We start from the raw sequence: 19,211 nt of genomic DNA on the forward strand, positions 1-19,211 counted from the left end.
TATCGATAAACGGCAATTAAGAAAAACTGAAGCTTTTACCGTCATCGGCAAGTTCCACATGTTCAAATATCTCCTGCGCCTCTTCCTTAAAAGATGCTATAGAGTCGTAGCGGGTTGAATAGTGACCAAGTACAAGGGTGGATACTTGTGCTGCCCTGGCAATCGCAGCTGCTTCCCTTGCGGTAGAGTGCCCTGTAGGTGCAGCCAGGTAGGCATGTTCTTCTAGAAAAGTAGATTCATGATAAAGCACAGTTACACCTTTTAGCTGCCCGGCAATGCGTGGCTGGTAAGTGGTGTCACTACAAAATGCATAACTTTTGGGGGGCTCGGGGTCTGCAGTGAGCTGTACATTAGGAATGATAGTTCCATCATCCAGTACCGCATCTTTGCCCTTTTTTATACCATTATAATATGCAACGTCAATATCGTATTTCTCAACTTCCTGAAGTAGTAGCTTTCGAGGTTTAGGCTTTTCCCTGAATAAAAATCCATTTGCGTAGATGCGGTGCTTGAGAGGAATGGTCTCAACGGTAACCTTTCTGGTTCTTAAGATCACCTGCGGTTCTTCTCCCTTAAGTTCATGGAAGTATAGAGGATATGAAGTCCAGGAGTTGGAATGCTTGAGCTGTAGAAGTATGATCTCCTTAATTCCCACCGGTCCGTAAATGTGGAGCTCAGTTTTGCGGTTAAGGAGCATAAAGGTGGAGATGAGACCTACCAGGCCATAAAAATGATCCCCATGAAGATGGGAGATGAAAATGTGCTTGATCTTCCCGAATTTTACTTTGTTTCTGCGCAATTCCACCTGGGTCCCTTCCCCACAATCTATCAGGAAAACTTCATTATTCAACTCAAGTACCTGTGAGGTAGGATTGGTAAAGGTTCTAGGGGTTGCAGCATAACAACCTAGTATGGTAAGCTTCATAGCAGGCTTTTTTGGGTACAGGAGCTTAAAATCCGAGATCTCGTTCTATCTCCTCCATTTGAATAACGTCCGCCGCTTCCATAAGGGTGGGAACTACAACCAGCTCTTCTGGTACTGTATCAATGTTGATCGCATCATTAGCAATGACAAATGATCTATTACCTTTTCGATGCTCATTGGAAAGCTCAAGGAAAAGGAGCAGTTCCTCCATCTTCAGTTCTCCGTATTTCAAAATATCTATAACCACATTATCATTCCTGAAGAGATGGTGCTGCGATTTTAAATAAGTAGCATAATCAGAAACATCCTGCTTTTCATCTTCCAGGATCTTATATCCTTCTTTTTGAATCACTTTCATACCTGTTTGATTTTTGAAGCCAGTAAATAGATGACGGCCATTCGTATTGCCACTCCATTTTGCACCTGGTCCAGAATTATCGCCTGCTCAGAATCTGCCACATCACTGGTGATCTCTACCCCCCTGTTGATCGGTCCCGGGTGCATGATCACTATCTTTTTGCTCAAGGAATCCAGCAACTGCCGGTTAAGACCAAAGAGCTGTACATATTCTCTTGTGCTTGGAAAATAGCTAATATCCATTCTTTCATTTTGTACCCGCAGCATATTGGCCACATCGCACCATTCCAGAGCTTCTTTTAGATCTGGCTCAACTTCTACACCAAGGGATCTAATATGTTTTGGGATCAAGGTGTGGGGCCCACAAACTTTTACCTCAGCTCCCAGGAGTTTTAAAGCAAATATATTTGACAAAGCGACGCGACTGTGAAGTATGTCTCCCACAATCACTACTTTTTTTCCTTCTACTTCTCCTAATTTTTCTCTTATGGAATAGGAATCCAGCAATGCCTGGGTGGGATGTTCATGGGCTCCGTCTCCCGCATTGATAATACTGGCACCAACGTGTTTTGACAAAAATATTCCTGCTCCTGGATTAGGATGTCGCATTACAACCATATCCACCTTCATGGAAAGAATGTTGTTTACCGTATCTATAAGCGTCTCCCCTTTCTTCACAGACGAAGATGCGGCAGAAAAGTTGACCACATCTGCGCTCAGCCGCTTTTCGGCCAGCTCAAATGACAATCTCGTTCTGGTACTGTTTTCAAAGAATAGATTAGCAATAGTAATATCTCGCAGGGAAGGAACTTTCTTAATTGGCCTATTGATCACTTCTTTAAAATGATCGGCAGTTTGAAAAATGAGATCTATATCCTCTCTTTTCAGATATTTGATTCCCAGTAAATGATTTACACTTAACTCACTCATGTTGATTGTTTGCTAATAAGATAGACCGCATCTTCTCCTTCATTCTCCTGCCAATTCACTTTAACCTTTTCCTCGTTAATGGCGTCCACCTGCCTTCCATTATAATCAGGCTGAATAGGCAAATGGCGACTAAACCTGCGATCGATAAGGGTGAGCAATTCGATTTCGCTTGGTCTTCCAAAAGATTGCACCGCCGTAAGAGCTGCTCTTATACTGCGACCGGTATACAAGACATCATCTATAAAAATGACGCGCTTATCTTCCACCACGAAATCTATATGTGTCTTATTCGCTTCAAGGGGTTTTTCTCCTCTGCGGAAGTCATCGCGGTAAAAGGTGATATCCAGCTGCCCCATTTTTATTTCCGGAATGTTATATTCTTCCTTGAGAATTTTGTGAATTCTGTTGGCAAGAAAAACTCCACGCGGCTGAATGCCAATAAGAACGGAATCTTTAAAAGAAGTGTGATTTTCAATCAACTGGCAGGCCAAGCGGTGTAAAATGATGTGCATCTCTTTAGACGTAAGCAGCACTTTTTGGCTCATAGTTTCGATGTTAACATAACAAAAGTAAGATTTTTTTCCCGAGCAGGAGAGCAGCATCTCTGTTTTTAAGGCTCGAAAAATGGCTTTTTTTATGGTCAATTTAACCCTCCTGCTCTTTAGAGATAGCTAAATATTAAAGTATCTTGCAGTAAAAAATTTTCATGCTCTACCTTTTACATGAACCTTCGGAAACAGAAACTGTAAAAGAAAATATCCTTCCCCTGCTGAAGAATATTGAGCATGAAATGATCGCGCTTCCCCTGGAAAAAGAATTCGATCTTGACACCTCTTCTTCCCTGATGTGTTACCTTCCAGATGCAGCTCTAAAGGAGATCATTCCAATGGCTGCGCGCAATAAATGGACAGTGACCATACTGCCTCATCCCGAAAATAAGTTCACTTCCCCCGGGCTCGGAGTTTCAGATAATTTAGAAGAAGTGATCACCGAGTATGCCGAATGTCAGGAGCCATTTAAAGTAGACCTGTTGTCCTGTAATGAAGTTCCGGTCTTTAGTTCGGTAAACATTGGAGACATTTTTATTTTTTCAGAAAGGAATGGCAAAAAGAGCTTTTTTCAGGAGGTAGTAAATATTGTTCGCAACATTAGGCGTGCCTCTTCTCTTTCTCATCACTCCTACCAATTAAGTGCCGATGGCGAAAAGCTCATTCACACCTCAGCTCTTGGGATAGTTGTGGTGGAACATGCCTCTAGTTCTCTCGTCTCCCGCCGCCTGCTTAAAGGCAGCTCAATGAGCGATGGCTCCTTTCAGGCTTTTATCCTGGCGCCGCAAAATATTCTGGTGTTGTTCTGGTTCTTTGTAAAAAGCCTTGTTCCCAGAAGTAAGACCTTAACTCGTCTACCATCATTCATTGGCAAGATAAAGACTTCAAATCTCAAGATCGCAGATGAAAAAGCTATGGAATATACCATAGACGGTGAAAAAAAACAGGCCCGTGAATTACATTTTGAAGTGAAGAATCAGGCGGTAATTCTACGGCAGAAGAGCAGTTTCAGTCAGAATGAAAGCAAGGAAGATGGCAGGAAGAGTCTGAAGCTGGAAGGTATGCCAAAAGGAGAAACCCGTAAGGAATTAATAAGAAGAAGTCTTCCCCTCTTGCCCCGGGCCAGTTCAGAACAGTTCCAGGAGCTGTTTAAGGTTTTAAGGTCAAACTCCACCATTAGTCCCGCTTTTATGGTCATGATGATCCTTTCTACCCTTATTGCAACCTTTGGCTTATTTGGGAATTCATCACCCGTGATCATTGGCGCAATGATCCTTGCACCCGTAATATCGCCCATAGTTTCCTTCTCTATGGGAATGGTGCGATACGACGTTCAAATGCTAAAGGCGAGTTTTTTAACCATAACAGCTGGAACGCTCGTCTCCCTAGCCATTGCTGCCGCAGTAAGTCTTATAGTACCCTTGAAAGTTTTAACGCCCGAGATCGAAGCCCGCCTCTCTCCTACGCTTCTCGATATGGGAATAGCGATTTCCTCTGGAATTGCCGCCGCATACGCTCATTCTAATGAAGGCATAGCAAAAAGTTTAGCAGGAGTTGCCATAGCAGTAGCGCTGGTACCACCATTGGCGGTATCGGGAATTGGAATAGGCTGGTGGGATTGGCAGGTATTTTCGGGAGCTATTCTTTTGTATGCGACGAACCTCGCCGGGATCATCCTTTTTGCCGGACTCACCTTTTTACTTCTCGGATTTGCCCCCTTTAAAAGGGCAAAAATGGGATTGGTCTATACGTTGATCATCGTGATCCTCGTTGCAGTTCCTTTATCACTGTCGTTCAACCGAATTATGCAGGAAGCAAATATCACGCGTGCCCTGGAAGGAGCTACTATCGAAAATGTGGTGTTAAGAGATGTAAGGATCAGGTTTGGGCCACAAATGGTCGTTTCCCTGAGGCTCGTTGGTGCCGAAACCATTGAGCCCGAAAGAATTCAGTCGATCAAAGAGGAAATTGAAAACAGGATCGATCAACCCATAGTCCTGGAGGTTGTCTCTGCAATGTCCTTTTAACCTTTGCTCAAGCACCTCGTGCTACCATATTCTCAGCTTTCAAAAAAGGTTTTGCAAGGAAATTTCAGGAATATTGGGTTTAATTTTTTAAATTTTTCCGCGGAACTTATCTGCTTATGAAGAAATTCTTACTTTTTCTTGTCACCTGTCTGCTATTGTTCTTAGGGCTCACCTACTGGTCTCTTGCTATAGGGCCTTCAGAAATAGAAATTTCCCGGGTCATTTCTCCCGAGGTAAATTCCGAAGAAGATTATCGGAATCTGGAACTGGTTGAAGTTGCACCAACCAATCAATATCATCCCAACAGGCTCAAATCCTTCATGCAGGGAGTAAACTATCGCAAAGCATGGGAAACTCCTGTAAAAGCACAAGTCTTTTTCCTCGATTCTTTTGCTATTGTAAAGGAAGGTGGTGGAAATCAAACCCGCTCTCTGGAGATCAAAGGTCCCGATAGCATCGTTTACAGCCTTAGAAGCATTAATAAGGATCCGGCCCCGTTGATCCCCAGGGTTGCAAAAATTTTAGGTCTCGAAAATATCATTATTGACGGTGTATCTGCACAGCACCCTTACGGCGCTCTTTTGGCAGCTTCCCTTTCCGAAGCAGTGGGAATTCTTTATACCCACCCGCGTATCGTCTTTGTTCCAGAACATCCTGCCCTGGGAACTTTTTCAAGAGCCTATGCCAACCGTCTGTATTTGCTGGAATACGAAACTGAAGGAGCAGTGAATTGGACCAGTTATGAGCATGTGCTGAAAATAGTGGAAACCGATGACCTGCAGGAATTAAAAGCCGAATTAGGCGCAAAATTGCAAATTGATGAACAGATGCTCGTCAAGGCTCGTCTTTTTGACATTCTCATTGGAGACTGGGACAGGCATGCAAAACAATGGGGTTGGGTATTACAGCAGCAGGAAAATTCAATTAGGGCTATCCCTTTACCAGGAGACAGGGACAATGCCTTTTTCCGGATTGATGGCGTCCTTCCTACTCTCATCACAAATGAACTCGTGCAACCCATGGTACGTCCTTTTGAAAAGGATATTGATCACATCCCCGGCTATGTCTATCCTTTCGACCGCTATTTTCTGAAATCTGTGCCTGAAGAAGTGTTTGTAGAGGAAGCAATTCGGCTGAAAAATGAACTGACAGATGAGAAGATCCGCAACGCTATTGCGCAATGGCCTGCAGGAGCAGCGAGGCTGAATGGCGATGAAATCTTTAAAAAGCTGAAACACCGGCGTGATGACCTTCCAAAATATGCGCGGGAATTTAGTAAGGAAATAAAGAATTCCAAACGAGACGAGAAGCCCTTAAAGGGCTCTGAAGACCTCCAGCTGCCAGCTCCATTACAAAAGTGCTTTCAATGTAGCTAAAATTTTTGCAGAGACTGCAAATTTTGTTGACCACTTTGTTTCTGAAGGTCAGCTAATTAATGAAATTTATTGGTTGCCATTTCATAAAACTGCAGTCATGAAAAACCAGATCTTTTTTGCGCTTCTTTCTGCGATATGCTTCTCCTGTACTGCTGTGAAATTTGAAGAACCTCAACCGGTTAACAGTCAGTCATTAGAGGAATTTCCGGAAGAAATGCGGGGTATTTTTGTTTCCAGCGAACAGGACACGCTGCAAATTGAAGCACAGGCTTTTCGATATTCGAGTGGGAAAGACGTGAGTGTGAGTACAACTCTATCTGCTTCAGAGGCAGTTTTGAGAAAGATGGATAAAAAGTATGTACTTAGTTTAAAAGAAGAGGATGGCTGGGATGTTTTCCCGCTAAAGATAAGCAGGAACCGCCTGGTTGCACAGTACGTTCAGCTCACCCCAGCTACAGAAAAATTGATCCTCAACATGAAAAGCACTTCGGCAGTAAAAACTATTAAGACCGAAGATGGAAAATTCGATCATTACCTGGTAGCGCCTTCAGAAAAGGATTTTCAGAAGCTTGTAAGGAAAAGATTGTTTTCAAACAAGATGGTCTTCAAAAGGCTGAAGTGATCAAGATTTCATTTTTCGGCTTTCAGTAGCCATTATTCTATCCCAGAAGGTAAAGTACAATCCATAGTTGGTCATATACTCTGTGTGGTGATGGTGGTGATGGGTAGCGCCGATAAACTGCTGTCCAAATTTACTTTTTTGGAACCACGTAGGATAGATCTCAATATCCAGGTGATTTACCACGCTGCTTATGGTCATTATTAAAAGATAAAAGCCAAGAACATAGACGTTGACTGGGAGGACAAGTAGTATTAAAGGTACAATAACAGCTTCGATCACGCTTTCCCATGGATGAAAGGAAAAGGCGGTCCAGGGTGTGGGAATACGGCTGTCGTGATGGACCTTATGAACAATTCTAAAAACCTTTGGATGATGCATCCACCTGTGTACCCAGTAATAATAGGTTTCATGCAAAAGGGAAAGCAGGACGAGGCTAAGCGGTAAATACCAGTAACCAAATTGATCGACCTCGAGATAAATGGCGGTTTTCCCTTCCAGCCACAGCCAGTAAGTAAGGGTTCCAAAAAAGGCAAAAATCACTGAGGATTTTATGCTCCACAGCATCTCCTTTCTCACCTGTTTCTTATCTGCCAGTCTTTTACTTAACCGCTTTTGGTCATATCTGGAAAAATTTTTCACGTAATAGTAGTAGTAAAATACCCCGGCAGCAACAAAATATCTGAAGACTATGGCAAAAAAGAAGATGGCAGTATAAACCAGCAGGAAGATGGGAGAATTCTCTATTGGATCTGAAAGTACTGTCATAGGTCTAAAAATACGATTTACAATCTTAAAACTTTCTCAAAGTGACCCGGGCACTTTATTATACCATGAAAAAAAGGTCAAATTATCAAGGCTGGGGATAAGCTTTCTGCAATAATTTATACCTTTATTTTCAAAATAAAAACATGAAAGAAACTATAGCCCTTATTGCCCACAACAGCCGTAAAACTGATCTTTTGAACTGGGCAAAGGTACACCGCGATGCGCTCCTCAAATACAATCTCATTGGCACCACCAACACTTCCAAACTCTTAAGCGAAATGCTCGATATAGATGTAAAAGGTTTTGGTCATGGCCCCAGCGGTGGTGACATTCTTCTTGCTGCCAAGATCCTTCAGGGAGAGGTGCAAATGATCATCTTTTTTATTGATGCTGAAACGCCGCACGGGCACGAACATGATATCCAGACTTTGATTAGAACTGCGGTCATCAACAACATCCCAATTGCGCTCAACCGCGCATCGGCAGACCTGTTTATTCTGAAGGAAAAAGAACAGGAGCAATCAAAAAATTAGGACAAAAATTCCCCTTTTTGACACCCTAGAATTCAGGATCTTTCCAGGCTCTGTTCCTGTTGCAGCGATTATTTGGGGATAACATTTTAGTATTTCTTACCTTGTTTGACTTCAGCGATCTTTTTTGCTGAAGCGATCACATCTCCGTATAACTAAACTAGAAATCACATGAAGATCCTTCTTACCGGCGCAACGGGATATATCGGCAAAAGATTACTACCTCTTTTAATAAATGAAGGGCATGAAGTGGTGTGCTGTGTAAGGGACAGGAAAAGATTTCCTTCAGAAGGTATTTATTCTCATGCAGCTGTTTCGGTTCTCGAAGTTGATTTTCTGCAGAGTCTGCCGCCATCAGAAGCAATTCAGGATATAGAGGCTGCTTACTATCTCATTCATTCCATGAATGCAGGCAGTGGAAATTTTGCAGCACTGGAGGAACAGTCGGCAGAAAATTTTCTGAAGTTCGTTGAAGGCACTAGAATTCGGCAGATCATTTATCTCACCGGTATTACGAATGAAACCGAGCTTTCAAAACATCTCGCCTCTCGTAAGAATGTCGAAGAAATTTTGAGGAGCGGTGACATTCCTCTCACATCAATAAAAGCAGGCATTATAGTGGGTTCGGGAAGTGCTTCTTTTGAGATCATTCGGGATCTCGTGGAGAAGTTACCAGTAATGATCACTCCAAAATGGCTGAACACCAAAAGCCAGCCGGTGGCTATTCGGGATGTCTTAAAATACCTGGTAGGGGTGTTGCACAGGGAAGACACCTTAAACCGTTCCTTTGATATTGGAGGGCCGGATGTACTTACATACAAGGAAATGTTGTTGCAGTTTGCAGAGGTTCGGGGGTTTAAAAGGCGAATTTTCACGGTCCCTGTCATGACTCCAAAACTTTCTTCGTACTGGCTGTATTTTGTCACCTCTACTTCCTATAAACTGGCCGTTAATCTTGTTGACAGCATGAAGGTAGAAGTAATTGCCGACGCTAACGAGCTGGGAGAAAAATTAAATATTGAACCCACCTCTTACAAGGAAGCAGTAAAGCTGGCTTTCCAAAAAATTGAACAGAACAGTGTCATCTCCAGCTGGAAAGATGCTCTGGCCTCCAGTTATGCAGATAATTCCTTACTTGAACACATCCATGTACCTATAGACGGCTGCCTCATCGATAAAAGAGAAAAAAAGATCACTGGAGAACCCGATCGGGTACTTCAGAATATTTGGTCAATAGGAGGTAAAAAAGGCTGGTATTATGGCAGCTGGCTCTGGAAGGTCCGCGGATTTATGGATAAAATGGTGGGCGGTGTTGGCCTGCGAAGAGGGCGCACTCATCCCTACCAGATCAATACCGGTGATACTCTTGATTTTTGGAGAGTACTTGCAGCCGACAAACAAAACCGCCGACTCCTACTCTACGCCGAAATGAAATTACCCGGGGAAGCCTGGCTTGAATTCCAGATCATTGAGAGGAAAAGTGAATACTTCTTACAGCAAACAGCCACTTTTAGGCCCGAGGGGCTTGCCGGCAGGTTGTACTGGTATACAGTGCTACCTTTTCATTTTTTTGTTTTCGAGGGAATGGCCAGTAACCTGCTGAAACATGGATCTGCCGCACCTGGCACTCCTCTTTCTGATTAGAGTGAATTGCCCTTTTCTAAATAGCTTTTCCCTCTGCTGAAGAAACTTTAAACGATCACTCCTTTAAAATAGCAAATTAGACGGTCACTTAGAAATTCACTTCCTCATCTCCAGAATTTCTCACGATCTTCCAGGATCTGGTAATTACTTTTACTTTAGCAACAGAATAAATTTAATGGCTGTACGAAAAACTATTCTGTCTTTAATAGTGATCTCCCAATTTCTTTGCACCTCCCTCTGGTTTGCAGGAAACGGCGTAATGCGTGATCTTATGCTCAATTTCGAGCTGGAGCCGGCGGCATTGGGGCATCTCACTTCGGCGGTACAGGCAGGTTTTATCTTAGGCACCCTGGGCTTCGCTTTCCTGAACCTGGCCGACAGATTTTCCCCGTCAAAAGTGTTTTTCTATTCTGCCATTTTTGGCGCCCTTTTAAATTTAGGCCTGTTGTGGAATAGTAACACCATGACCTCTTTGTTCCTCCTTAGGCTTGGCACTGGGATCTCCCTTGCGGGAATTTATCCAGTGGGGATGAAGATCGCATCAGATTATTACAGAAAAGGCCTCGGCACCTCCTTAGGTTTTCTAGTAGGAGCGCTGGTCTTAGGTACTGCTGTGCCACACCTGTTGAATTACCTCCTGGGAACAGGAAGTTACTCCTGGAAGCTGGTCCTGCTTCTTACCTCGATCTTTGCGGCAACTGGAGGACTGCTGGTTCGGGTTTTCATCCCCGATGGTCCTTTTCGACAACCAATGGCGCATAGAGATCTCTCTGCAGTGTGGAAAGTTTTTAGAGTAAGGGATTTTAAGATTGCAGCTGCAGGCTATTTTGGGCATATGTGGGAGCTCTATAGTTTTTGGGCCTTTGTGCCATTCCTGCTTAGCTGGTATGCCGCCACAAGGCCTCACCTGGATCTCGATATTTCCCTGCTTTCATTCCTTATTATTGGTGTAGGTGGTCTTGCCTGTGTTGCTGCTGGTTTCATTTCGAAAACTGCAGGAACCAAAAGAACTGCGGCCACAGCCCTCTCCCTCTCCGGACTCTGCTGCCTGGTATCACCGGTTTTCTTCTTGCAAGATTCAATTGGGGTATTGATGATCTTTCTTATTTTCTGGGGGATAGTTGTTGTTGCAGATTCTCCTCTTTTTTCTACGCTCGTCGCCAATCACGCCGCGGAAAATGCCCGAGGTACAGCGCTTACCATTGTCAATTGCATAGGTTTCGCTATAACTGTGGTAAGTCTGCAACTCATCAACTTCCTTTCTCTTGTTATTTCTGAAGCTTACCTCTTCCTGTTCCTCCTGCCCGGCCCTCTGCTAGGTATATTTTTACTGCTGAAAAAATCCAGGGCTGGTTGATATCGTTCCTTCTGAATCCCTTTTAAAATATGACAAACTTCCTCTTGCTGAATTTCAGCTGAAGGTTTCCTGGTCCCCGAAAGAAAGGCGAGATAGCTTCAGAAGATACTTATCAGGTTTTGTAAATTTGCATCCCGGAAAAAGGTGTCAAAAATGACATTTTTGAGAGGTAATTCAGCAGTATTATGATTAAGATCGATATTTGGAGCGACGTGCGCTGTCCTTTTTGCTATATAGGAAAACATAACCTGGAAACAGCGCTGAAAGAATTTGAAGCCAGAGAAGAAGTGAAGGTTGAATGGCACAGTTTTCAGCTTGATCCAAACCTGGAGACTCAGCCAGAGCTCTCCACAATAGATTATTTTAAAAAAACCAAGAACATCAGCGAAGATCAGGCGCGCCAAATGCTGGCCGGAGCTAAGGAAATGGGGGCTAAGGCTGGATTGAACCTGGACCTGGAAAATTCCATTCTGGCAAATTCCTTCAGAGCGCACCAGGTAATTCAGCTGGCCAAGGAAAACGATCTTGCTAATGAGATCGAAGAAGCTCTTTTTAAGGCCCATTTTTCAGAAAGAAAGAATATTGACGAGATCGAAACGCTGGTGAAAATTGGAAAATCCGTTGGTCTTAAAGCTTCCGAAGTTCGTAGCGCTTTAGAGGAAGAAACTTTTGCCTATGCCGTAAAACAAGATGAACTTGAGGCCCGTAACATTGGGGTACGCGGAGTTCCCTTCTTCGTCATTGATAGTAAATATGGAGTTTCTGGGGCTCAACCCAGCGCGACCTTTCTAGAAGTATTGAAAAAAGTAAAAAACGGATAGAATTTATTTAGACTTGGTTTCATTCAGTACAAAGATCCGGAGGTTCATGCTTCCGGATTTTTTTTATCTGTTGATTGTAACAAAAGTTACTTTACAAGAGCGATACACCTACTACTTTTACAACTGAAAAATAAGTAGTTATGACAGTAGAAAAGCTAATTAGTGAAAGAAGTGGAACCATCGTTGATGTTCGTACTGCAGGAGAATTTAGCGGAGGCCATGTAGCTGGCTCCCTTAACATTCCTCTCAACGAATTGCCTAAGCGACTGGACGAAGTGAAGGGACTTGAAATGCCTTTGGTGCTTTGTTGTGCCTCGGGCATGAGAAGCAGCCAGGCCGAAAGTTTTTTAAGTCGGGAAGGTATTGAATGCCTTAATGGCGGTTCCTGGTTAGAGATCAACTTCCTTCAATCTGAAAATCTTTAAGATGCTAAATACGTTAATAAATATTCTTGGAATTGGATCAAAACCTAACTTTTCAGAGCTGTTAAAAGAGGGAGCAATGATCATAGATGTGAGAACCAAACGGGAATTTGAAACTGGGCATATCCCAGGATCCAGAAATATTCCCCTGGATACTTTACCCGTTCACCTCAAAAAGCTTGGCGACAAGCAGGCCGCGATCATTACCTGCTGTGCATCAGGAATGCGAAGTGCATCAGCCAGGAACCTTTTAAAATCGGCAGGATTTGAACGCGTATATAATGGCGGAGGCTGGAAAAATTTGAACAACAAGTTGAAATGAGAGAAAAAATACTCAGCGGCTGGACATGGTCCCGAATTCTTTTCCTGGTAATCGGAATTCTGGTCATGATACAAGGCTTTTCTGCAGATCAATGGTCAGGTACAGCTTTGGGATTGTACGTTGCGGCAATGGGTTTATTTGGGATAGGTTGCGCTGCAGGGAATTGCGGGAGCGGGAATTGTATTTCCAAACATGATCGAGATCAGGAAAAATAGGAATGCGCAGCACTAAATTTGCCTATCAAATTTCACAACATGGAAGAACATATTTATAATGTAGATCTTGAATGGAGATCACAGCGCAAAGGAGAAATTTCTTCTCCAGAACTGGAGAAGCCTATTGAGGTGGCTACCCCGCCCGAATTTCCGAAAGGGATGGCGGGCATCTGGTCACCAGAGCACCTTTATACCGCTGCAGTGAGCAGCTGTTTCATGACCACTTTTCTTGCAATTGCTGAAAATTCCGGACTGGAATTCACCTCCTTAGTGTGCCCTGCAAAAGGAAAATTGAGCAAAAAAGAAGGCAGGTTTGTTATGTCTGAAATCATTCTTGCTCCGTTACTAACAATTCAGGAGGAGAAAGACTTGGAGAAAGCCGAAAAGATCCTGCACAAAGCAGAAAAAGCCTGCCTAATCACCAACTCTATCACCGCCGAAGTTATTTTAAAGCCGCAGGTGGAACTGGCAGAATCTTTGATATATTAAAAACAGTACCCCCCTACACTGGAGATCCCGTACGAAGAACTTTCTTCTGCGGGATTTTCTTTTTATAATATATTAGTTTTCAGCGTCATATATCCGAGGCAGAATGAAAGAGGTATTTACCAGAATTTTCGGGAATTTTTTTTGAATTAGCTGTAACAACTGCATCTCCAAACAGTCTCTAGGAGGAATATACTTTGAAATTCAAATCATAAATTGAAAATTCTTTAACCTTTAATCTTTTATATAGCTATGAAGTTCGTTGTTCTCTTTTTTGCCGTTTTCACCATTTGTCATAGCTCGGCAGCCGGGGAAAGAATTATAACAACATCAGACGGGGTAAACCTGTACGTTAAAGTAAAAGGAACGGGTACACCTCTTCTTTACATCCATGGTGGTCCGGGTTCTGCAAGCTTGTGGTTTGAAAACCTTTCGGGTGAATTTATGGAGAAACATTTCACAATGGTGTATCTTGATCAACGTGGCGTAGGACGTTCGGGTAGCCCGAAGGACCAGAATTATTCCCTGGACCGAATGGCACTCGATTTTGAGGAAGTAAGGCAAGCGCTGGGTTTTGAGCAATGGCTAACACTTGGACACTCCTTTGGAGGCATTTTACAAATGGCCTATGCTGAGCGATATCCAGCTGTTCAAAAAGGAATGATCATGTTGAATTGTACCATTAATCTTACTGAATCGGCTTGTGAAAGCTGGATTCCCAAAGCAGCTGAATTCGTGGGTGAAAAATATTCCTGTGAGGGAGACACGGTGTCTATTCCACAGAGAATGAACGAGTATGGAAGTAAGTTGCGGGACACTGGCTTGTTCTGGAAAATGGGTTCCCGAAATCCGGATACTTTTTCCCGATTAGACGAGGCTTCTGCAGGAATTGAAAATTTCAACTTTGATCTAAGTAATCATGTGCTGGGTCAACAGGAGTATTGGACAAATTTTAAACCTTTAACAGCCTCAATGCAGATGCCCGTGCTTTATTTCTATGGTACATCAGATTTTATGGTGGGCCCGGAACACTATAAAGGATTAAATTTTCCGAAATTAATGCTGTGGAAAAATAATGGTGGCCACGTACCGTTTATTGAAGACAGTACAGATATGGAAAATGCAATTTTAGCATTCAGCGATAAGTTTCAATTGTAAGATAATTGTTTGAGGGAAAGGGTCGTCAAAAATTTATTTTTTGGCGACCTTTCTTTTTACTGAACTTCAACACCTGTAGTATTAGATAATGATCCGGGTTCGGGGTCGACGGAATCAAAATTCCTGGTATCGGTTCTATATTTATCTACATATGTTTTAAGGGTTCCCATTTCTTCGGCTGTCAAAAAGTTGGAATGAGGGCGCGAAGCCAGATCTAGCCATGGCGCCTGCCCCTCAAAATCGTATTCTCCAAAAACCATAAAAAGAGTTCCATTCTTCAAAATCTTCTGCCCCGATGGATCAAGTTTCCATTGTTTAGCCCAGTCATAAATGAATCTGGCATCCTCGTTTTTAAGTCTCACACAAGCATGGCTGGCAGGATATCCCGGCATAGCATATTCATGCACCCCTACCCCATCAAAATTGAGGAAATTGAAGTAGTACGGCAATATCCAGGCCTCATCTACAGTGCTTATTTTTCTAATGGCTTTATAATTTCCGTAAAAGAGCCCGGCGGGAGTAGGTGTCGATTCCTTACCCGAACTAACAGGTCCCCACCTAAGAAGGTTTCCGTTTTCATACAGCCCAAATGCCTGTACGCGCCTTGAGATCAACACCGTCCTGGGAATGGAATCGAGCATTTCAAAACGAATGGGAAAGGGAGAGTAGTCATTGAGATCAGTTGTCAAGGTATCTGGAATCACCAGCCTATCTCCAGGACTTAGTCTGTTTGCATCTATCCTGTTTAATGCAAGAATGAGATCCAGCTCCACTTCCTCATAACTGTTCTTAAAACTATCTATAGCAGCTCTTGTTGGCAGACTGTCGAGATGATAATTGATCATCAATGGGAGTTCCTCGACTTCGAGTGGCTGCGGAGGATCCATCTCTGTTTCGTTAATCTGTTCAGAAACATTTTTGGTTTGCGCAGTTTCCGCAGAAGGTTCACAGGCACAAAGGCAAGAAACCGCTATGAGGAGAACGAAGAAAAGCCGAATAACACGTAGATTTTTTAGCATTAGAAAGTGGGCTTTTACCGAATAATTCGGAATTGCATCCAGGCAAATTTGAACCCAGACCGGTACAGAAAGCATATGTAAAGGCTATTTAAAGTTCAAGATTTTGAGCGACATTTCCAATAAATAGGGACTGAATAACCTGTTTTAAAAAGGTCATTTTTGACACCTGTTATTCAGAAAAATTCCAGGTTCAAAGTACCTGAAAAACCTCGGAAAATTTTTAGCTACTTAACAAATAATTAATACCTTGTGGTCATTATTAAAATCTGCAGAATGAAAGTAATAGCGCTTATTTGTTTCTTGTTTTTTGGCTTTAGTGCGGTGGCACAGGAAACACCAGTTAGCTTTGAAGGGAAAGGAGTATATTTTTCGGGAGATCACAGTGTGACACGGGAAGACAAGCAGATTGTAGAATTTACGGGGAATGTACATTTTACTACTTCCATTGTAGAGATAGAAAAAGCTGAAAAGATCGTTTACGATAAAAAGACTAAAACCTTTACCATAAGCGGTTTCAATGAACTTCTTCTGAATGGAAAAAAACGCCTGGCATCAGATCTTGGAGCTACAACCCTGAAGATCGACCTTGGCGGAAGCATCGCATATCTCGTTGCTGAAACGAAAAACTGTAACGGAAAAGGCTGCTAATTTTCTATGGCAGATCATCTTTACCGAGATCTTGAAATCTTATCTGAAGACTATTCTTTGCAGGCATCTGCCGAAGTGACTTACGAAAACTGCGTTTTCCGGGACTGTAATTTTTCAGAAGCTAACCTCTCAAAAATGTCCTTTTCAGAATGCATTTTTGACACCTGTAACTTTAGTAACACCAGGTTAGGAAGTGCTGCATTCCAGGAAGTGATCTTTAGGAACAGTAAATTGATTGGCCTCAATTTCGAGAACTGCAACAGCTTTTTACTCTCCTTCACCTTTGAAAACTGCCAGCTGAACTTCTCTTCATTTTTCAAACTGACCCTGAAAAATACCATTTTTGATACCTGTGCGGTGATACAAACAGATTTTTCCAATGCCGATCTTTCAGGTGCTCAATTCAGGAACTGTGATCTCAGCGGTAGTACTTTCGCTGGAACTCGGCTTGAGAAAGCTGATTTTTCGACTGCCCAGAACTTAAATATTGATCCTGAAGATAATTTTCTTTCAGGTGCAAGGTTTTCAGCTCAGAATATCCAGGGTCTGCTCAACAAGTACAAGATCATTATTGAATAGCCCGCCAGAAGTCCCAGGCTCAAAAACTTCTGAAAATCAAATAATTACATCCACTTATACTCATCAATGTAATACCGGCAGATAAAAAGTGTATCTTTGTCGCCTTCTTTACATGATAACACGGCAGGTTGTAAGCCGGTTTAGAATGAAAAAACATAGCTGTTTCAAGAAAATGCAACGTCTTTTCCAGCATTTCACATAAAATAATTTAATGTCTTTTAGAAATTTAGAATTAGATGAGACCTTACTAAAGGCGCTCGACACTCAGGGTTATTCAAAACCCACCCCTATTCAGCAGCAGGCTATTCCCATTGTTCTTTCAGGAAAGGATCTTTTGGGTGTTGCTCAAACAGGAACAGGAAAGACAGCCGCCTTTGGCCTACCTATCCTGCAATTATTAAACAATAAAAATCATTCTCGCAGGGGGATCAAGGCGCTTATCCTTACGCCTACTCGTGAACTTGCCATCCAAATCGATGAAAGCCTCGCTGCTTATGGACAACATACTTCATTGCGACATTCAGTCATCTTTGGAGGAGTTTCGCAGCATACACAGGTTCAAAAACTAAAAAGAGGAGTTGACATTCTGGTTGCTACTCCCGGCCGGTTACTTGACCTGATGAACCAGGGATTTATCGACTTGAAAACTCTGGAGATCTTCGTTCTCGATGAAGCAGACAGAATGCTTGACATGGGTTTTATTCATGACGTTAAGAAGGTGATCAAAAGCATTCCAGCCAAAAGACAAACGCTGTTCTTTTCGGCTACCATGCCCGAAGAGATCCAGAATCTTGCCGGAATGATGCTGAAGAATCCGGTGAAAGTAGAAGTTACTCCGCCGTCCTCTACCGTAGATAAGATACAGCAACGAGTCTATTTCACTAACAAACCAGATAAGCGGAAGCTTTTGCTTCACCTGCTGGAAACTAATGGCATCGACAATGCTCTTGTTTTTACCCGCACAAAACACGGAGCCGACAAAGTTGCGCGGTTTTTGGATAAGGCCAAGATAAGATCGGCTGCCATCCATGGGAATAAGAGTCAAAATGCACGTCAGAATGCTTTGAACAATTTCAAGAATGGCAATCTTAATGTACTGGTTGCAACAGATATAGCGGCGCGTGGAATTGATATCGATGAGCTGACACATGTTTTCAACTTTGACCTGCCCAACGTTCCGGAGACCTACGTGCACAGAATTGGCCGTACAGGACGCGCCGGGAATGACGGAGTCGCCATTTCCTTTTGTGCTGCCGAAGAACGGAAAGAACTTAAGGACATAGAAAAACTGGCGGCTATAAAAATTCCGGTGATCGACGAACATCCTTATCCAATGGATCTTAATGCCGAACCGGTTTCTGCTGCACCTGCGCAGAACCGCAGCAGGAATAACAACAGGAACAGAAGGAGACGATAAAATAAGTGCTCGTTGGCAGTGGTCAGTTGGCAGAAATTATAAAGAGTCTATTCCACAGGAATAGACTCTTTTTTTGATCCTAATATCGTATTTCTAATTTCTGCTTTTCTAAATTCATCCGTCATTCAGAGCGCAGCTTTTGCGGAGCGAAGAATCTCTTGGGTTCCGAAGGCTTCCCAATTTGTCCAAATAAAATTTGAAGCTATGTTCGGTATTCCTATCCGTACTTCTGACATAATTCTTCAGAAGAGATTCCTCCTACGTCGGAATGACTATGAGTAAATTCGCCTTCTAACCTACCTGGCGAGGTACCCTCCATCAATAGGATAATAACTTCCGGTTGCAAAAGAAGCTTTATCATTGCCTAACCACAGGATCAATTCAGCTACTTCCTGACTACGGCCAAGTCTGCCAATGGGATGCAGAGATATGAGTTGTTTTTTAATGTCATCATCGATCTGATCCAGGAGTGGCGTATCTATGAAAGCTGGTCCCACGGCATTGATCCTAATGTTCTGAGAAGAATATTCGAGGGCAGCATTTCTAGTCATCCCAACTATAGCATGTTTTGCTGCGACATATCCCACAGAACCTTCAAACCCTACGCTCCCAAGGATGGAGGAAATATTGATGATACTTCCCTGTCCTGTTTTCAACATGGCTTCGATCTGATATTTCATCCCGTAGAAAATACTGTGGAGGTTTACGTCGATGACCCTGTGCCAACCCTCCAGGCTCATATCTACGATCTTGTTAGCCTCTCCTCCTATTCCCGCATTATTCACTGCTATGTCCAATCTGCCATAAGTACTAACTGCAAAATCAACGAGCGACTTATTTTCGGCTGCAGAGGCTACATCGACCTTAAAAAAACTTGCAATTCCTCCGGCCCTCTCAATGCGCTTCACCACCTCCTTGCCGGCTTCGATATCAATATCAGCAACTATGACCTTTGCACCTTCCTTGCCAAAAAGGAGAGCCGTAGCCTCCCCAATTCCAGAGGCGGCACCACTAATAATGACTACTTTATCTTTCATGACCGT

General features: G+C 42.9%; 22 protein-coding genes. 15 read left to right on the plus strand and 7 right to left on the minus strand.

What is annotated here, in order from left to right; all coding sequences use genetic code 11:
• Window positions 1-16: 16 nt before the first annotated feature.
• The 4 genes from HC175_RS06625 to pyrR are packed head-to-tail and all read right to left on the minus strand — an operon-like array spanning window position 17 to window position 2,757.
• A complete protein-coding gene (locus tag HC175_RS06625) occupies window positions 17-925 on the minus strand; it encodes a ribonuclease Z (protein WP_168137705.1) in 909 nt (302 codons plus the stop codon).
• Window positions 926-950: 25 nt separating this feature from the next.
• A complete protein-coding gene (locus tag HC175_RS06630; protein ID WP_168137706.1) occupies window positions 951-1,283 on the minus strand; it encodes a ribonuclease Z in 333 nt (110 codons plus the stop codon).
• On the minus strand, window positions 1,280-2,212 hold the full coding sequence (locus tag HC175_RS06635) for an aspartate carbamoyltransferase catalytic subunit (RefSeq protein ID WP_168137707.1): 933 nt from the start codon (window positions 2,210-2,212) through the stop codon (window positions 1,280-1,282). Before HC175_RS06635 ends, HC175_RS06630 begins: the two co-directional genes overlap by 4 nt.
• Window positions 2,209-2,757 (minus strand): bifunctional pyr operon transcriptional regulator/uracil phosphoribosyltransferase PyrR, encoded by a 549-nt coding sequence (pyrR, locus tag HC175_RS06640; protein ID WP_168137708.1) that lies wholly within the window; start codon window positions 2,755-2,757, stop codon window positions 2,209-2,211. Before pyrR ends, HC175_RS06635 begins: the two co-directional genes overlap by 4 nt.
• 161 nt (window positions 2,758-2,918) lie before the next feature.
• Between pyrR and HC175_RS06645 the strand changes: the two genes are divergently transcribed.
• The 3 genes from HC175_RS06645 (at window position 2,919) to HC175_RS06655 (ending at window position 6,785) form a co-directional block, all read left to right on the plus strand.
• Window positions 2,919-4,787 carry a DUF389 domain-containing protein gene (locus HC175_RS06645; protein WP_168137709.1) on the plus strand — a complete coding sequence of 623 codons (1,869 nt, stop codon included), beginning with the start codon at window positions 2,919-2,921 and terminating at the stop codon, window positions 4,785-4,787.
• Window positions 4,788-4,903: 116 nt separating this feature from the next.
• Window positions 4,904-6,163: a hypothetical protein gene (locus tag HC175_RS06650; RefSeq protein WP_168137710.1), complete on the plus strand. Its 1,260-nt coding sequence runs from the start codon at window positions 4,904-4,906 to the stop codon at window positions 6,161-6,163.
• Window positions 6,164-6,260: 97 nt separating this feature from the next.
• Entirely contained in the window at window positions 6,261-6,785 is a 525-nt protein-coding gene (locus HC175_RS06655; protein ID WP_168137711.1) for a hypothetical protein, read from the plus strand.
• Here HC175_RS06655 and HC175_RS06660 read toward each other — a convergent pair whose 3' ends face one another.
• Window positions 6,786-7,550: a sterol desaturase family protein gene (locus HC175_RS06660; RefSeq protein ID WP_168137712.1), complete on the minus strand. Its 765-nt coding sequence runs from the start codon at window positions 7,548-7,550 to the stop codon at window positions 6,786-6,788.
• Window positions 7,551-7,693: 143 nt separating this feature from the next.
• Here HC175_RS06660 and HC175_RS06665 point away from each other — a divergent pair, with 143 nt between their 5' ends.
• The 9 genes from HC175_RS06665 (at window position 7,694) to HC175_RS06705 (ending at window position 14,505) form a co-directional block, all read left to right on the plus strand.
• Complete coding sequence (locus tag HC175_RS06665; RefSeq protein ID WP_168137713.1) at window positions 7,694-8,083, plus strand: methylglyoxal synthase; 390 nt, start codon at window positions 7,694-7,696, stop codon at window positions 8,081-8,083.
• A 168-nt stretch (window positions 8,084-8,251) separates the two neighbouring features.
• On the plus strand, window positions 8,252-9,724 hold the full coding sequence (locus HC175_RS06670; RefSeq protein ID WP_168137714.1) for an SDR family oxidoreductase: 1,473 nt from the start codon (window positions 8,252-8,254) through the stop codon (window positions 9,722-9,724).
• Between the two features lie 175 nt (window positions 9,725-9,899).
• A complete protein-coding gene (locus HC175_RS06675) occupies window positions 9,900-11,081 on the plus strand; it encodes an MFS transporter (RefSeq protein ID WP_168137715.1) in 1,182 nt (393 codons plus the stop codon).
• Between the two features lie 185 nt (window positions 11,082-11,266).
• A complete protein-coding gene (locus HC175_RS06680) occupies window positions 11,267-11,902 on the plus strand; it encodes a DsbA family oxidoreductase (protein WP_209309940.1) in 636 nt (211 codons plus the stop codon).
• A 140-nt stretch (window positions 11,903-12,042) separates the two neighbouring features.
• Window positions 12,043-12,327, plus strand: coding sequence for a rhodanese-like domain-containing protein (locus tag HC175_RS06685; protein WP_168137716.1), 285 nt, complete (start codon window positions 12,043-12,045; stop codon window positions 12,325-12,327).
• 1 nt (window position 12,328) lies between these two features.
• Window positions 12,329-12,646, plus strand: coding sequence for a rhodanese-like domain-containing protein (locus HC175_RS06690; RefSeq protein WP_168137717.1), 318 nt, complete (start codon window positions 12,329-12,331; stop codon window positions 12,644-12,646).
• Window positions 12,643-12,861, plus strand: coding sequence for a hypothetical protein (locus HC175_RS06695; protein WP_168137718.1), 219 nt, complete (start codon window positions 12,643-12,645; stop codon window positions 12,859-12,861). Before HC175_RS06690 ends, HC175_RS06695 begins: the two co-directional genes overlap by 4 nt.
• Before the next feature lie 39 nt (window positions 12,862-12,900).
• Window positions 12,901-13,350, plus strand: a complete 450-nt coding sequence (locus HC175_RS06700) for an OsmC family protein (protein ID WP_168137719.1) — start codon at window positions 12,901-12,903, stop codon at window positions 13,348-13,350.
• A gap of 249 nt (window positions 13,351-13,599) precedes the next feature.
• Entirely contained in the window at window positions 13,600-14,505 is a 906-nt protein-coding gene (locus tag HC175_RS06705; protein WP_168137720.1) for an alpha/beta fold hydrolase, read from the plus strand.
• A 56-nt stretch (window positions 14,506-14,561) separates the two neighbouring features.
• Here HC175_RS06705 and HC175_RS06710 read toward each other — a convergent pair whose 3' ends face one another.
• Window positions 14,562-15,524, minus strand: coding sequence for a L,D-transpeptidase (locus HC175_RS06710; RefSeq protein WP_168137721.1), 963 nt, complete (start codon window positions 15,522-15,524; stop codon window positions 14,562-14,564).
• 273 nt (window positions 15,525-15,797) lie between these two features.
• Between HC175_RS06710 and HC175_RS06715 the strand changes: the two genes are divergently transcribed.
• The 3 genes from HC175_RS06715 to HC175_RS06725 all read left to right on the plus strand — a co-directional run bounded on the left by HC175_RS06715 (window position 15,798) and on the right by HC175_RS06725 (window position 18,168).
• Window positions 15,798-16,172: a hypothetical protein gene (locus HC175_RS06715; RefSeq protein WP_168137722.1), complete on the plus strand. Its 375-nt coding sequence runs from the start codon at window positions 15,798-15,800 to the stop codon at window positions 16,170-16,172.
• Between the two features lie 6 nt (window positions 16,173-16,178).
• On the plus strand, window positions 16,179-16,751 hold the full coding sequence (locus HC175_RS06720) for a pentapeptide repeat-containing protein (RefSeq protein ID WP_168137723.1): 573 nt from the start codon (window positions 16,179-16,181) through the stop codon (window positions 16,749-16,751).
• A 211-nt stretch (window positions 16,752-16,962) separates the two neighbouring features.
• Entirely contained in the window at window positions 16,963-18,168 is a 1,206-nt protein-coding gene (locus tag HC175_RS06725) for a DEAD/DEAH box helicase (protein ID WP_168137724.1), read from the plus strand.
• 296 nt (window positions 18,169-18,464) lie between these two features.
• Here the strand turns inward: HC175_RS06725 and HC175_RS06730 are convergent, their stop codons facing one another.
• Window positions 18,465-19,205 (minus strand): SDR family NAD(P)-dependent oxidoreductase, encoded by a 741-nt coding sequence (locus HC175_RS06730; protein ID WP_168137725.1) that lies wholly within the window; start codon window positions 19,203-19,205, stop codon window positions 18,465-18,467.
• Window positions 19,206-19,211 lie beyond the last annotated feature (6 nt).

The organism is Salinimicrobium oceani (assembly GCF_012037645.1).

Bases quoted from the DNA above. Each gene is read 5' to 3' on its own strand.
- HC175_RS06725 (WP_168137724.1), top strand. From the start codon at position 16,963: ATGTCTTTTAGAAATTTAGAATTAGATGAGACCTTACTAAAGGCGCTC.
- HC175_RS06690 (WP_168137717.1), top strand. From the start codon at position 12,329: ATGCTAAATACGTTAATAAATATTCTTGGAATTGGATCAAAACCTAAC.
- HC175_RS06685 (WP_168137716.1), top strand. From the start codon at position 12,043: ATGACAGTAGAAAAGCTAATTAGTGAAAGAAGTGGAACCATCGTTGAT.
- HC175_RS06710 (WP_168137721.1), bottom strand. From the start codon at position 15,524: ATGCTAAAAAATCTACGTGTTATTCGGCTTTTCTTCGTTCTCCTCATA.
- HC175_RS06660 (WP_168137712.1), bottom strand. From the start codon at position 7,550: ATGACAGTACTTTCAGATCCAATAGAGAATTCTCCCATCTTCCTGCTG.
- HC175_RS06630 (WP_168137706.1), bottom strand. From the start codon at position 1,283: ATGAAAGTGATTCAAAAAGAAGGATATAAGATCCTGGAAGATGAAAAG.
- HC175_RS06680 (WP_209309940.1), top strand. From the start codon at position 11,267: ATGATTAAGATCGATATTTGGAGCGACGTGCGCTGTCCTTTTTGCTAT.
- HC175_RS06665 (WP_168137713.1), top strand. From the start codon at position 7,694: ATGAAAGAAACTATAGCCCTTATTGCCCACAACAGCCGTAAAACTGAT.
- pyrR (WP_168137708.1), bottom strand. From the start codon at position 2,757: ATGAGCCAAAAAGTGCTGCTTACGTCTAAAGAGATGCACATCATTTTA.
- HC175_RS06695 (WP_168137718.1), top strand. From the start codon at position 12,643: ATGAGAGAAAAAATACTCAGCGGCTGGACATGGTCCCGAATTCTTTTC.
- HC175_RS06730 (WP_168137725.1), bottom strand. From the start codon at position 19,205: ATGAAAGATAAAGTAGTCATTATTAGTGGTGCCGCCTCTGGAATTGGG.
- HC175_RS06705 (WP_168137720.1), top strand. From the start codon at position 13,600: ATGAAGTTCGTTGTTCTCTTTTTTGCCGTTTTCACCATTTGTCATAGC.
- HC175_RS06625 (WP_168137705.1), bottom strand. From the start codon at position 925: ATGAAGCTTACCATACTAGGTTGTTATGCTGCAACCCCTAGAACCTTT.
- HC175_RS06645 (WP_168137709.1), top strand. From the start codon at position 2,919: ATGCTCTACCTTTTACATGAACCTTCGGAAACAGAAACTGTAAAAGAA.
- HC175_RS06715 (WP_168137722.1), top strand. From the start codon at position 15,798: ATGAAAGTAATAGCGCTTATTTGTTTCTTGTTTTTTGGCTTTAGTGCG.
- HC175_RS06675 (WP_168137715.1), top strand. From the start codon at position 9,900: ATGGCTGTACGAAAAACTATTCTGTCTTTAATAGTGATCTCCCAATTT.
- HC175_RS06650 (WP_168137710.1), top strand. From the start codon at position 4,904: ATGAAGAAATTCTTACTTTTTCTTGTCACCTGTCTGCTATTGTTCTTA.
- HC175_RS06720 (WP_168137723.1), top strand. From the start codon at position 16,179: ATGGCAGATCATCTTTACCGAGATCTTGAAATCTTATCTGAAGACTAT.
- HC175_RS06655 (WP_168137711.1), top strand. From the start codon at position 6,261: ATGAAAAACCAGATCTTTTTTGCGCTTCTTTCTGCGATATGCTTCTCC.
- HC175_RS06670 (WP_168137714.1), top strand. From the start codon at position 8,252: ATGAAGATCCTTCTTACCGGCGCAACGGGATATATCGGCAAAAGATTA.
- HC175_RS06635 (WP_168137707.1), bottom strand. From the start codon at position 2,212: ATGAGTGAGTTAAGTGTAAATCATTTACTGGGAATCAAATATCTGAAA.
- HC175_RS06700 (WP_168137719.1), top strand. From the start codon at position 12,901: ATGGAAGAACATATTTATAATGTAGATCTTGAATGGAGATCACAGCGC.